The organism is Ancylobacter novellus DSM 506, from assembly GCF_000092925.1.
Classification (GTDB): Bacteria; Pseudomonadota; Alphaproteobacteria; order Rhizobiales; family Xanthobacteraceae; genus Ancylobacter; species Ancylobacter novellus.
Map to the genome: position 1 here is coordinate 2117756 of NC_014217.1, position 11687 is coordinate 2129442.

The following is an 11687-nucleotide window of genomic DNA, read 5'->3' on the forward strand; positions in this document are numbered from 1 at the left end:
TGTTACGGTCGGCATGTCGGTTACGGACGCGCTTCAAGTAGAACGGTCCGGCGACAACGTCCAGCCTTCCCAGCCGGGCGCATTTACCTTACCCTAGCGGACGTCCACTGCTCTTGTCTTAGGAGCGCGTCATGGCCGGGGGCGGCGTCGTGACCAGGGTGGCCTCGCGAGCGGGGCGCATCTGGACGTTCATACTCGATATCGCGCTGACGCTCTGGGTCGTCCGCGTGCCGCTCGTCAGCATCGCGCTCGGCTTCGTGATCCTGGGGCTGGCGCCGCAGGCGGCCGATGCGCTGGTCGACGTCGCCATCGGCGACCAGCTCGCGGAGTGGTGGGAGATGCCGCCGAGCGTGCGGCTCCTCATCCTCGTCTTCCTGCTCTGGGCGATGCCGGTGCACTATTCGGCGCGGCTGCTGCTGCAGACCGACCAGCGCTACCGCGCGACCGCGCTGGTGCGCGGCGTCGGCCCGCGCCCGGATCCGCCCGCCACCCGCTGCGGCATCTGCGGCCTGCTGCGCGAATGCTTCACCTGCGGCCCACCCTTCGGCTGCATAGAGACCTATGTGCCGCGCCTGCTCGGCGCCGCCACCTTCCTCGCCTTCGCGCTCGCCGCGCTTGCCGCCGAGAGGTTCCTGCCCACTCTCGAGAGCGTGGGGCTGCGCGAGGACGTCGTCGTCCAGCTGCGCTGGATCGCGGCGCTCATGCTCATGGGCGCCATCGTCTTCCTGTTCTATGCCGGCCTGCGCCGGCGCATCGCCGCCCTGCCCTTCTTTGCCGCCGCCGACCGCTTCATCGAGCGCAATCTCGGCAAGGTGTTCCGCCGCCTCGGCATGGTGGCCGGCCGGGCGGCCAACCGCGTGCAGGCCAGCGGCCGCCTCTATCTGCTCCTGGTGGGGCTGGCGGTCGGGGTGTTCCTGATCTTCGGCCCGCATGCGCTGGCGGAGAACCGCCTGTTTCCGCGCGCCATGGCGCTCCCGGTTATCCTCGGCGGCTGGGTGCCGGCGCTCTCGCTGGTGGGCGGCTGGGGCCGGCGGCTGCGGGCGCCGCTGATCACGGCGATCCTCCTGCTCGTCGCCGGCATCTACGCATTGCTGGGCGACAACCACACGGTACGCCGCCTCGCCGACAGCCCGGCCGCCGGGCAGACCAGCCTGGAAGAGGCGGTCAATCTCTGGATGCTGAAGAACGGCTGCGCCGGGCGCGACGTACCCTGCCCGCGGCCGATCATCGTCGCCGCCGCCGGCGGCGCCAGCCGCGCCGGCTTCTTCACCGCCAGCGTCATCGGCCATTTCCTCGATTTCGAGCTGCACAAGCCGCAGGTCAGCGTCGGGCGCGACAACGACACCAGCTATGTGAAGGCGGCCAATGACGACGGCCGCATGACCGCCGCCCTCGCGCCCCGGCAGGGGCCGGCGCTGACCGGCGACAAGGTCGCCGAGCGCTTCTTCGCCATATCCGGCGTCTCCGGCGGATCGGTCGGCGCGCTGATGGTGGCGGCGGCGCTGCGCAACTCGCCGGGCGACAGCAAGCCACCGCCCTGCCACCAGCCGGCAGCGAAGCTGTGGTTCGGCGGCGGCGTCAACACCTGGCGCGACTGCCTGGAAGTGCTGATGAGCGGCGACTTCCTCTCGGCGACCTTCTTCGGCCTCACCTTCCGCGACCAGGTGCCGCTCGGCTTCGACGACCGCGCCGTGATGCTGGAACAATCCTGGGAGAACTGGTTCTCCGAAGCCATGACGGCGCCCGATGCCGGCGCCGCTACCGTTGCCGCCGCCAACGCCAACGCCGCCGCCGGCCCCGCGCCGCCGCGGCTGCCGGGCCTCGACGGCGCCTTCCTCCAGCTGCAGCCGCGCGCGGATGCATCCGGCAGCGCGACCTGGATTCCCTATCTGGTGCTCAATGGCACCTCGGTGGCCACCGGGCAGCGGATCGTCACCTCGACGCTGAAGCCGCGCTACCGCCCGCCGGACGGCTGTCCGACCGGCCCCCGGCTGCCCTCGGGCGAATGCGTGCTGTTCACCCATGCGCTCGACTTCCACGAGCTTCTCAACGGCAATGCGGGCACCGACGGCTTCTTCGACCGGCTGCAGGTCCATCTCTTCGGCACGCCGGCCGCCAGCGACATCCCCGCCAGCACGGCGGCGCTGAACTCGGCGCGCTTCCCGGTCATCTCGCCGCCAGGCTCCATCCGCGACACCAGCGGGCAGGTGATCGACCGCATCGTCGACGGCGGCTATTTCGAGAATTACGGCGCCGATTCAGCGCTGGAGCTCGCCAAGGCGATGGTGGCGGTGGCGCCGAAGCTGCGGCCCTTCGTGCTGGTGATCTCCAACGACCCCGAGACCGCGCGCATCGACGGCAAGGCGCAGAACGGCGCCATCGCCCCCAATATCGACGACGTCTCCTGGTTCCCCGACGCCAACGGCCCGCTGGGCGCGGTGATGCAGGTGCGCAGCGGGCGCGGCCGGCTCGCCGTCGCCGAGCTGCGCACCTGGCTGGACACGACGCTCGGCAGCGAATGCGGGGCGAACTCCGCCCACATCCAGGTGCTGCCGCAGCCCGGCGCGACCCGGACCGACGTGGCCCGCGAGGTCTCGATGAGCTGGTGGCTGTCCAAGCCCGTACAGCTGCATCTGCGCCAGCAATTGGAGAACTCCAGCAGCGTCCGGGTGGCGACCAGCTGCACCGAGGCGGCGAGCCGCGATGCGCCGACCAATGACTGCGCCGTCGCCGCGGTCTGGCAGGCGCTCGGCGGCGTCTGCTCGACACCCTCGCTCCGTGTCATCTCGAGCGAGGTCGCCGAACCCGATCTCCACTGAGCCCTTTCCGCTCGAATGGACTACTTTATCCGAGCGATAAGAAAGTGCGCTCGCTAGCTCCCGGAGCGCCACCGCCCATAGCGCCACGGTGCGTACCAGCGCGCGCGCGGCGGGACCTCGACCGGCACCGCCTCGAAGCCCGAGCCGCCCCAGGGATGGCAGCGGCAGATGCGCCCGGCCGCCATCCAGCCGCCGGCCCAGGCGCCGTGCCGGCTGATCGCCTCGTCGGCGAATTCCGAGCAGGTCGGCAGATACCGGCACTGCCGGCCCATGAAGGCGGAGAGGCTGTAGCGGTAGACGAGGATCGGCGCCCGCAGCGCGAGGCGCGGAAGGCGGGCGATCTTGCCGGCAACGCTCACGGCCGCCCTCCCCTAACCGGGAACCGCCGGGAGTCGGGCGCGTTGCCCCTCCGGATCGAACGGAGGGGATGATGATGACGGCCTGCCGGCACTTTACGCTTGGATGCGCGGCTCTCCTCAGCCTGCTCGGCGCGGGTCCGCTTCTCGCCCAGCAGGCCCCGCCCGCGCCGCAGCCCGCTCCCCAACCAGCGCCCGTCGAGCAGAAGGCGCCGCCCGGCCCGCCCGGCGGCACCCAGCCGGACGCCTCCGCCGCCAAATCCCCCGAGGTCGATCCCGACATGCAGCGCGTCGCCGCCTGCAAGGCCGAGGCGCTGAAGAAGCTGAAGCAGCGCTCGCCCTCGGTCGACGACATCTATATCGACATAGACGGCCTCACCATCGCGCAGGCCGACGCCAAGCTCGGCGACACGCCGGTCAAGGGCGTGATCATGGGCGAGGCCTATATCCAACGCGACCGCTCCGATTCCGCCAACCGCTTCCTCTGCCTGACCGGGGCGAAGGGCGAGGTGCTGTTCACCTTCTTCACCGAGCGGTGAGGCGCCCTGCTCCGCGCCTGCGTGCTTCGAGGCTCGGGCTTTGCCCGAGCACCTCAGCATGAGGAAACCTCCTCATCGAGAGCAGCCTCATCCTGAGGTGCCCGGCGCAGCCGGGCCTCGAAGGATGCTCGTCCCCAGATGCGGCAGCCGTTCCTACTCCGCCGCCTGCTTGGCGTGCGCCTCGATCTGGTCGACCGCGTCGACCACGGCGTCGAAGGTCAGCATGGTCGAGGCGTGGCGCGCCTTGTAGTCGCGCACCGGCTCCAGCACCGCGAGCTCGGCCCAGCGTCCGCCGGGCGGCGGGCCGTTCTCCTTGAGCATCTTGCGCATGGCCTCGCGCACCTCGCGCAGCTCGGCCGGCGTCGAGCCGACCACCAGCGCGCCCATCACCGAGGACGACGCCTGCCCGAGCGCGCAGGCGCGCACCTCATGGGCGAAATCGGCCACCACCCCGTCCTTCATGACGAGGTCGATGGTGACGGTGGAGCCGCAAAGTTTGGAATGCGCGGTTGCCGACGCGTCGGGCGAGGCAAGGCGCCCGAGCCGTGGTATATCCGCAGCCAGTTCAAGTATGCGGCGATTATAGACTTCGTTCAGCATGCCAACTGTCCGTCACCGTCTGTCCGGCGTTCGTAAGCGCAAAGGCGCCCCGCCGCCCGATTGCAGCCCGCCCGTGCTGGCTTATATAGGAAGGGTGGCCGGCACGCGAAAGCAAGGCAATGTGGCTTGCGGCACTTTCGCGTGACGGTCAGGATCGAAGTGCGTCGTGATCCGTGACGGGCATTGGCGCATGGCGAGTTGAACCGGTGACACTTCGGCGCCCGGTCGAGAATGCGCCGTCGAACGGAGTTCGTCATGGATGCCGTGCTTAAGTCGCTGATGCGTAGTGCCCAGAACGAAGTCGAAGCCTCCGCCGCCCGCCGTCCCTCCCGCGAGGAGGCCGAGGCGGCCGTGCGCACGCTGATCGCCTGGGCCGGCGACGATCCGAGCCGGGAAGGCCTGCTCGACACGCCCAAGCGCGTCGTGCGCGCCTATGAGGAGCTCTACAGCGGCTACCGCGCCAATCCCGAGAAGATCCTCGACCGCACCTTCGGCGAGATCGGCAATTTCGACGACATGGTGCTGGTGCGCGACATCGAATTCTATTCGCACTGCGAGCACCACATGGTGCCGTTCGTCGGCAAGGCGCATGTCGCCTATTTCCCGGTCGAGCGCGTGGTCGGCCTGTCGAAGATCGCCCGCATCGTCGATCTTTTCGCCCGCCGCCTGCAGACGCAGGAGCACCTGACCTCGCAGATCGTCACGGCGATGGACGAGATCCTGAAGCCCCGCGGCGTCGCCGTGCTGCTCGAGGCCGAGCACATGTGCATGGCCATGCGCGGCGTGCGCAAGCAGGGCGCTTCCACCGTGACCTCGCAGTTCACCGGCGTGTTCCGCGACGACCCGCAGGAGCAGGTGCGCTTCATGAGCCTGCTGCGCGGCATGCGTCCTTGAGCCTGCGCTGATCATCGTGACCGACGCCCCCTTTGCCCCGCGCGGCTCGAAGGCCGAGAACGAAGAAGGCGACCGCCTCTCCCCGAAGTTCAACGCCGACGGGCTGCTGACCGCCGTCACCGTGGACGCCGACGACGGCACGGTGCTCATGGTCGCGCATATGGACGCCGCCGCCCTCGCGCTCACCATCGAGACCGGCGAGGCGCATTATTTCAGCCGCTCGCGCGGCCGTCTGTGGAAGAAGGGCGAGGAAAGCGGCCACGTCCAGAAGCTGGTCGAGTTGCGCATCGACTGCGACCAGGACGCGGTGGTGCTACGGGTGCGCCTCGAAGGACCAGGCGCGGCCTGCCACACCGGCCGGCGCTCCTGCTTCTACCGCTCGGTGCCGCTCGGCGCGGCGCCCTCGTCGGAATTGAAGCTGACCTTCAACGACAATCTCCGCCGCTTCGACCCGGTCGAGGTCTACGGCGCGCCGAAGAAGACCGACACGCCGCGGTTTTGAGGACACGCCGCATAGCTCTTTCCTCTCCCCGTTGGGGAGAGGTGGCCCGCGAAGCGGGTCGGTGAGGGGTGACGCGACTGCGGAGCCGAAGAGCCCCCTCACCCCAACCCTCTCCCCCACGGGGAGAGGGGGTTAAGACGCCGCCTGCGTGCTTCGAGGCTCGGGCGCTGCCCGAGCACCTCAGCATGAGGTGCGTTGCTGAACGCAAAAGAGCGACCCCATCCTGAGGTGCGAGCCGAAGGCGAGCCTCGAAGGATGCCCGCCTCCGCACGGCGCCCTCACGCCGTCATGATGTACTCGCGCAATTGATGGCTCTCGCGCTCCATCTCGGCCACGCGATGCTTCACCACGTCACCGATCGAGATGATGCCGACAAGCTTGCCGTCCTGCACCACCGGCAGGTGACGGAAGCGTCCCGCGGTCATCGATTCCATGATCTGGTGGACGGTCTCGTTGCCGTCGCAGGTCACGACCTTCGAGGTCATCACCGACGACACCGGATCGTCGAGCCGGGCCGGCCCGTCATTGCCGATCACGCGCACCACGTCGCGCTCGGAGATGATCCCGACCACCCGGCGCTCCGGGTCGGTCACCACGATGGCGCCGATGCGCTTGGTGGCGAGCAGAGTCGCCGCCTCCCGCAGCGTGGCCTCGGGCCCGATGGTCTGAACCTCGTGGCCCTTCTCGTCCAAAATGCTCCGAACCGTCATGCCATGCCTCCTTCCCAGCGTAGGCGGGCCGGCCGGAGCGCATCCGCCGCCCGCTCTTCTCGGCTCCCCGCCGCCGGCGGAGGCGCCTATGGGTGAATGATCGGCTGTAACGCAGCGGCAAGCAATAGGCCCGGAAGCGGACCTATTTACGGCAGGTGCTCAGTCCACCGCTGTTTAGCTGTTGCGTTGGCGCGAATAGAGCCGGTCGTCGGGCGTGCGGCCCACGGGGTCGAACAGCGGGAACAGCAGCAGGCCGACAATGAACCCGCCGATATGCGCCTGCCAGGCGACGCTGCCGTCGACCAGACCAGCCGGGGCGCCGAGGCCGAAGGCGAGGTTGATGGCGAACCACACCGCCACGAAGCCGATCACCCGCCGGTCGCGCAGCACGACCATGAGCGGCGCAGCCGGATAGTGCACGGCCTGCTCCATCATGTCCGGCCGCCAGGCGGCATAGCCCTCATGGGCGAACATGAAGCGCAGCGCCGCCGCCATGAAGCCGGACACCGCCGCCGAGGCACCGATCATCGGCACCAGCTCGCCCTCATGGGTGAGAAGATGCAGCCCCGCCCCCGCCGCCGCGGTGACGGCAAAGAACAGGAGGAACCGCACCGTACCGAAGCGACGCGCCACCGGCGTGCCGAAGGCGAGCATCCACAGGAGGTTCAGCCCGACATGGCTCCAGCCGCCATGCAGGAAGGCATAGGTGACGAAGGTCCACACATCCGCCGCCACGCCGCCGGGCAGCACGCCCTCCGCCAGCACGGAGGGATCGAAGCGGGCAGGAATGAAGGCGAACAGCGCCAGGATCTCGACCCCGGTGTCGGGATCGACGAAGTCGCGCACAGCCTGGATGAGAAGCATCACCGCCGCCAGCACGGTGATCACCGCCGGCACGTTGAGGATCGGCTCACGTCGGTCGCGGGCAAGGCGGGGTGGTTCGAGCACGCCGATCACATAGGCTGCCGCGTGCGCCGCGGCAAGCCACGGCCGGCTGCGGCAAGGTCGCAGCGCGCCGCCGCCATTGGCACGGAGGCGTTGCCGGCGGCTTAATTCGCGTGATGAACAGTTTGCCTATTGGCGTGGTTAACGTCAATAAAAAGACATATTAACATTTGCTGTCCAGCGTTGTGACGAATCTTCGTCATCGCTTAGACGAGAATAAAAACCTCGCCTCTATGATCTCATCCATAGACACGGATGAGGTACGCGATGAAAAAGAGGCTCGAACGGGCCCTCCTCGCGGTAGGAGCGACGATCTTGGCGGGAGCTCTTATGGGCACTGCGCCGGTCGAGGCGAAGGAACAGGTGGCGATGCTCACGAGCTTCGCCGCCAACATGGCGGTCGGCGCCAATACCGGCGTGCCGATCGGCTATGCCCGGTTCTGCACCGAGAACGCACGCGACTGCGGCGCCGGCCCGTCCGGTCATGCGGATGGCGGCAAGGTGGTGCTCACCGAGGCCAATTTCGCCCAGCTGCGCCAGGTGAACGAGGACGTGAACCGGCGCATCGAGCCGATGACCGACCTCGACCATTACGGCGAGGTAGAGCGCTGGGCCTACCCGGCCGACGGCTATGGCGATTGCGAGGACTATGTCCTGCTGAAGCGCCGCACGCTGATCGGGCTCGGCTGGCCGGCCGACACGCTGCTGGTCACCGTGGTGCGCGACCACAAGGGCGACGGCCACGCCGTGCTCACCGTGGTCACCGACCGCGGCGACCTGGTGCTGGACAACCAGGAAGCAGCGGTGCTGCTGTGGCACGAGACCGGCTACCGCTTCGTCAAGCGCCAGGCGCAGGACGACGGCGACAAATGGGTCTCGCTCGGCGACGTGCTGGCCCCGCTCACGGTGGGTCGGTATTGAGCGCCGACGCGCCGCTCCGTTAGTCAGACCGTCGTCCCCGGGCTTGTCCCGGGGATCCACGACTTCCCGGGCGCTTCAAGCGGTACTGAAGGCGTGGATGGCCGGGCCAAGCCCGGCCATGACGACGTTAAGTTTTCAAGTAGGCCCTCATCCTGAGGTGCGAGCGCAGCGAGCCTCGAAGGATGCTCGTTACACCGCACCCGGACGAGCATCCTTCGAGGCCCGGCTAAACGCCGGGCACCAGGATGAGGTCGATCCAGGGAAGAGACATTCAGGTCGACGAAGGCGCAGCGCTCAATCGATCTTCCGCAGCCCCTCGGCGAAGCGCCGCCAGTTGCGCACATAATGCGCGGCGGTGCCGTGGATGCGCGTCTCCATCGTCTCGTCGAGGGTGCGGATCACCTTCGCCGGCGCCCCGACGATGAGGCAATTGTCCGGGAATTCCTTGCCCTCGGTCACCAGCGCGCCGGCGCCGACGAGGCAGTTGCGGCCGATCTTCGCGCCGTTCAGCAGGGTGGCGCCCATGCCGATCAGGCTGTTCTCGCCGATGGTGCAGCCATGCAGCATCGCCTTGTGGCCGATGGTGCAGTCCGCCCCGATGGTCATCGGGAAGCCGGGATCGGTGTGCAGGACGCAGTTTTCCTGGATGTTCACCCGGTCGCCGAGCGTGATCCGCTCATTGTCGCCGCGGATCACCGAGCCGAACCACACGCTCGCCTCGTCGCCGAGCTGCACGTTGCCGATGATCTCGGCGGTCGGGGCGATCCAGAAGCGGCCGAGCGCCGGCAGATCCGGCGCCACCCCGTCCAGCGCATAGATGGCCATCGAGGGTCAGTCCTCGAGGTCGGTGTCGAGGATCGCCATCTGGAAATTATAGGAGAGGTCACCGTCTTCCTTGTCCTCGAAGAGGACGCCGATGAACTCCTCGCCAAGATAGACCTCGGCCGAATCCTTCTTCTTCGGGCGCGCCACGACCCGCAGCTGGGTGTTGCTGAACAGGCGCCGCATATAGGTCTGGACGCGTTCCAGGTCCTTCTTTTCCAAAGTCATGCTCCCGCGATGTTGGTTGGGCGGCAGGCTTGCCACGCCGGAGGCGCGGGCGCAACCGGCGTGAGCCGCGAGGCGCGGCTCAGATCGAGTCGCCGAGGAAGGGCAGGTCCTCGAACATCTGGTCCATGCTGCGCGAGGGCTGGGCGCATCCCGCCTCGCCGATCACCTTGGCGGGGACGCCCGCCACGGTGGTGCGCGGGGGCACCGGCTTCAGCACCACCGAGCCGGCGGCGACGCGGGCGCAATGACCCACCTCGATATTGCCGAGCACCTTGGCGCCGGCGCCGAGCAGCACGCCGCGGCGGATCTTCGGGTGGCGGTCGCCATGTTCCTTGCCGGTGCCGCCGAGGGTGACGCCCTGCAGGATCGACACGTCGTCCTCGATCACCGCGGTCTCGCCGACGACGATGCCGGTGGCGTGGTCGAAGAAGATGCCGCGCCCGAACGGCGCCGCCGGGTTGATGTCGACCTGGTTCACTGAGGAGGAGCGGCTCTGCAGATAGAGCGCGAAATCCTTGCGGCCGTTCTTCCACAGCCAGTGCGCCAGGCGGTGCGTTTGGATGGCGTGGAAGCCCTTGTAATAGAGCAGCGGCTCGATCGCCCGCTCGGTCGCGGGGTCACGGTCGCAGACGGCGAGGATGTCGGCGCGCAGCGCGATGCCGAATTCGGGGTCCTCGCTCGCCGCCTCGCGGAACGCCTGCCGGATCAGATGGCCGGGCATGTCCACATGGTCGAGGCGCTGGGAGACGCGGTGGCCGACCGCCTCCTCCAGCGAGGAATGGTAGAGCACCGTGGAGAAGATGAAGCTGGCCAGCGCCGGCTCGCGCGCGATCACCTCTTCCGCTTCCTTGCGGATGCGCGACCAGACCGGATCGACCTTGTCGAGCGCCCGTCCGGGCGCCTCGACGCGATGCAGGGAATTCTGTGCCATGAGCGTTCTTCAGCGTTTTCCTGCGCCGGCCGCGCATGAGGGGCCGGCAATGTCCCGAGTTGATGGCATTTGTAGCACAGCGCAGCAGCCGATCCTACGCCGCGACCGCATGGCGGCACGGCGGCGGGCGCGGGTGGAATCATTCTCTCAGCTCGCGACCGCAACGGATTCAACTCGCTGAGGTTTCCCAGCGCGAACCCGCGCAGCACGGTCACGCCCGCTCGTTCAGGAACGCCAGCACCGCTTCCTTGAACACCTTGTCGCCCACCGCCAGCATGTGGTCGCGGTCGGGGATGTCGACCGCCTTGGCGCCTTGGATCAGCTCGGCGAGCGGGCGGGCGGCGCCGGCGATGGGGTCGCGCGTGCCGACCGCGATCAGGGTCGGCACCGCGATGCGCCTCACCTCGTCTCGGCTCAGCGTGCGGCGCGAGCCGACGATGCAGGCGGCCAGCGCCTCGCGGTCGGATTTCGTCTGGTCGGCGAAGGCGCGGAACATGCGGCCCGTCGGGTCGGTGACGTCGGCAAGGCTCGGCGCGCGCAGCGCGTCGGCGATGGTCAGCGGCAGGCCGGCGCCCTCCACCAGATGGATGCCGATCCCGCCGAGGATGAGCGAGCGCACCCGCTCAGGCGCCTCCAGCGCGGCGCAGGCACCGATACGCCCGCCCATGGAATAGCCCATCACATCGGCCCGTGGCAGGTGCAGATGGTCCATCAGCCCGATGACGTCGCGCGCCATCAGCCAGGGGTCATAGAGCTCGGCCTGGTAGAGCTTGGCCGACGCGCCATGGCCGCGATTGTCGAGCGCGATCAGCCGCCGGCCGGCGCGGGTCAGCGTCGTCACCCAGCTAGGACCGACCCAATTGATCTCCTTGGTCGAGCCGAAGCCGTGCACGAGGATGATCGGTTCGCCCTCGCCCTCGTCGAGATAGGCGAAGTCGATACCGTCATGGGAGAAGGTCGGCATGGCGCGCTCCGTTCAGGGAGCCGGCACGCTAATGAGCCCGCCCTGCCCTGCCAAGCATCGCCGCGCGCATAGCGGCCATTCGGCGGCTATTCCGGCTTCTTCAGCGCCTTGTCGTTCCGGCAGCGCGAGAGCGGCAGGATCTTGCCGGAATAGATGCGGGTGATGTTGCCATTGGCGGCGTCGGTGTCGACGCTGAGGCAGGCGCAGCCATAGCCGTAGCCGTTCGGCTGGAGCTTCACATACTGCTTCTCGTCGAACGCCGGCGCGTTGTCGAAGCCCTCGGCCTCCATGCCGCCCTGCGAGCGCATCCACCAGTCGCCGTCGCGGTCGGTCAGGTACCAGTTGCCCGGCGTCGGGTTGACGTACCAGCCGCAGCGATTCTCCGCCGCGCCGGCAGACGTCGCCGCCAGCAGGCCGACCGCCATCGCCAACAACGCACCCTTCATCCCCGCCCCC

General features: G+C 68.5%; 14 protein-coding genes. 5 read left to right on the plus strand and 9 right to left on the minus strand.

Translation table 11 applies throughout. From position 1 onward, the window contains the following. Positions 1–131: 131 nt before the first annotated feature. Complete coding sequence (locus tag SNOV_RS10070; RefSeq protein WP_013166816.1) at positions 132–2819, plus strand: hypothetical protein; 2688 nt, start codon at positions 132–134, stop codon at positions 2817–2819. Positions 2820–2872: 53 nt separating this feature from the next. Here the strand turns inward: SNOV_RS10070 and yidD are convergent, their stop codons facing one another. Beyond that, positions 2873–3178 carry a membrane protein insertion efficiency factor YidD gene (gene yidD, locus SNOV_RS10075; protein WP_013166817.1) on the minus strand — a complete coding sequence of 102 codons (306 nt, stop codon included), beginning with the start codon at positions 3176–3178 and terminating at the stop codon, positions 2873–2875. A gap of 71 nt (positions 3179–3249) precedes the next feature. Here yidD and SNOV_RS10080 point away from each other — a divergent pair, with 71 nt between their 5' ends. Continuing rightward, positions 3250–3714, plus strand: a complete 465-nt coding sequence (locus tag SNOV_RS10080; protein WP_244412921.1) for a hypothetical protein — start codon at positions 3250–3252, stop codon at positions 3712–3714. A gap of 153 nt (positions 3715–3867) precedes the next feature. On the opposite strand, the gene SNOV_RS10085 is transcribed toward SNOV_RS10080, so the two are convergent. Continuing rightward, positions 3868–4314 carry an iron-sulfur cluster assembly scaffold protein gene (locus tag SNOV_RS10085; RefSeq protein WP_013166819.1) on the minus strand — a complete coding sequence of 149 codons (447 nt, stop codon included), beginning with the start codon at positions 4312–4314 and terminating at the stop codon, positions 3868–3870. A gap of 255 nt (positions 4315–4569) precedes the next feature. On the opposite strand from SNOV_RS10085, the gene folE reads away from it, so the two are divergent. Both folE and hisI read left to right on the plus strand, forming a co-directional pair. Then, the gene (folE, locus tag SNOV_RS10090; protein WP_013166820.1) at positions 4570–5208 is read left to right on the plus strand and encodes a GTP cyclohydrolase I FolE; all 639 of its coding nucleotides are present in this window, start codon (positions 4570–4572) and stop codon (positions 5206–5208) included. A 16-nt stretch (positions 5209–5224) separates the two neighbouring features. After that, positions 5225–5710 carry a phosphoribosyl-AMP cyclohydrolase gene (gene hisI / locus SNOV_RS10095; protein WP_013166821.1) on the plus strand — a complete coding sequence of 162 codons (486 nt, stop codon included), beginning with the start codon at positions 5225–5227 and terminating at the stop codon, positions 5708–5710. 278 nt (positions 5711–5988) lie between these two features. Here the strand turns inward: hisI and SNOV_RS10100 are convergent, their stop codons facing one another. Together SNOV_RS10100 and SNOV_RS10105 are read right to left on the minus strand one after the other, a co-directional pair. Beyond that, positions 5989–6420 carry a CBS domain-containing protein gene (locus tag SNOV_RS10100; protein ID WP_013166822.1) on the minus strand — a complete coding sequence of 144 codons (432 nt, stop codon included), beginning with the start codon at positions 6418–6420 and terminating at the stop codon, positions 5989–5991. A 174-nt stretch (positions 6421–6594) separates the two neighbouring features. Continuing rightward, positions 6595–7368: a rhomboid family intramembrane serine protease gene (locus SNOV_RS10105; protein WP_013166823.1), complete on the minus strand. Its 774-nt coding sequence runs from the start codon at positions 7366–7368 to the stop codon at positions 6595–6597. A gap of 264 nt (positions 7369–7632) precedes the next feature. Here SNOV_RS10105 and SNOV_RS10110 point away from each other — a divergent pair, with 264 nt between their 5' ends. Continuing rightward, positions 7633–8286, plus strand: coding sequence for a transglutaminase-like cysteine peptidase (locus tag SNOV_RS10110; protein ID WP_041782156.1), 654 nt, complete (start codon positions 7633–7635; stop codon positions 8284–8286). A 294-nt stretch (positions 8287–8580) separates the two neighbouring features. Here SNOV_RS10110 and SNOV_RS10115 read toward each other — a convergent pair whose 3' ends face one another. From SNOV_RS10115 to SNOV_RS10135, 5 genes are all read right to left on the minus strand, one after another. Continuing rightward, complete coding sequence (locus SNOV_RS10115) at positions 8581–9111, minus strand: gamma carbonic anhydrase family protein (protein ID WP_013166825.1); 531 nt, start codon at positions 9109–9111, stop codon at positions 8581–8583. Positions 9112–9117: 6 nt separating this feature from the next. Next, the gene (locus tag SNOV_RS10120; protein WP_013166826.1) at positions 9118–9330 is read right to left on the minus strand and encodes a DUF3126 family protein; all 213 of its coding nucleotides are present in this window, start codon (positions 9328–9330) and stop codon (positions 9118–9120) included. An 85-nt stretch (positions 9331–9415) separates the two neighbouring features. Then, the gene (gene cysE / locus SNOV_RS10125) at positions 9416–10267 is read right to left on the minus strand and encodes a serine O-acetyltransferase (protein ID WP_013166827.1); all 852 of its coding nucleotides are present in this window, start codon (positions 10265–10267) and stop codon (positions 9416–9418) included. A 211-nt stretch (positions 10268–10478) separates the two neighbouring features. After that, entirely contained in the window at positions 10479–11231 is a 753-nt protein-coding gene (locus SNOV_RS10130; protein WP_013166828.1) for an alpha/beta fold hydrolase, read from the minus strand. A gap of 86 nt (positions 11232–11317) precedes the next feature. Continuing rightward, positions 11318–11677 carry a DUF4087 domain-containing protein gene (locus SNOV_RS10135; protein ID WP_013166829.1) on the minus strand — a complete coding sequence of 120 codons (360 nt, stop codon included), beginning with the start codon at positions 11675–11677 and terminating at the stop codon, positions 11318–11320. Positions 11678–11687: the final 10 nt, after the last annotated feature.

Coding starts and splice junctions, on each gene's coding strand:
- SNOV_RS10070 (WP_013166816.1), top strand. CDS start 132: ATGGCCGGGGGCGGCGTCGTGACCAGGGTGGCCTCGCGAGCGGGGCGC.
- SNOV_RS10080 (WP_244412921.1), top strand. CDS start 3,250: ATGATGACGGCCTGCCGGCACTTTACGCTTGGATGCGCGGCTCTCCTC.
- SNOV_RS10085 (WP_013166819.1), bottom strand. CDS start 4,314: ATGCTGAACGAAGTCTATAATCGCCGCATACTTGAACTGGCTGCGGAT.
- folE (WP_013166820.1), top strand. CDS start 4,570: ATGGATGCCGTGCTTAAGTCGCTGATGCGTAGTGCCCAGAACGAAGTC.
- SNOV_RS10100 (WP_013166822.1), bottom strand. CDS start 6,420: ATGACGGTTCGGAGCATTTTGGACGAGAAGGGCCACGAGGTTCAGACC.
- SNOV_RS10110 (WP_041782156.1), top strand. CDS start 7,633: ATGAAAAAGAGGCTCGAACGGGCCCTCCTCGCGGTAGGAGCGACGATC.
- SNOV_RS10115 (WP_013166825.1), bottom strand. CDS start 9,111: ATGGCCATCTATGCGCTGGACGGGGTGGCGCCGGATCTGCCGGCGCTC.
- cysE (WP_013166827.1), bottom strand. CDS start 10,267: ATGGCACAGAATTCCCTGCATCGCGTCGAGGCGCCCGGACGGGCGCTC.
- SNOV_RS10130 (WP_013166828.1), bottom strand. CDS start 11,231: ATGCCGACCTTCTCCCATGACGGTATCGACTTCGCCTATCTCGACGAG.
- SNOV_RS10135 (WP_013166829.1), bottom strand. CDS start 11,677: ATGAAGGGTGCGTTGTTGGCGATGGCGGTCGGCCTGCTGGCGGCGACG.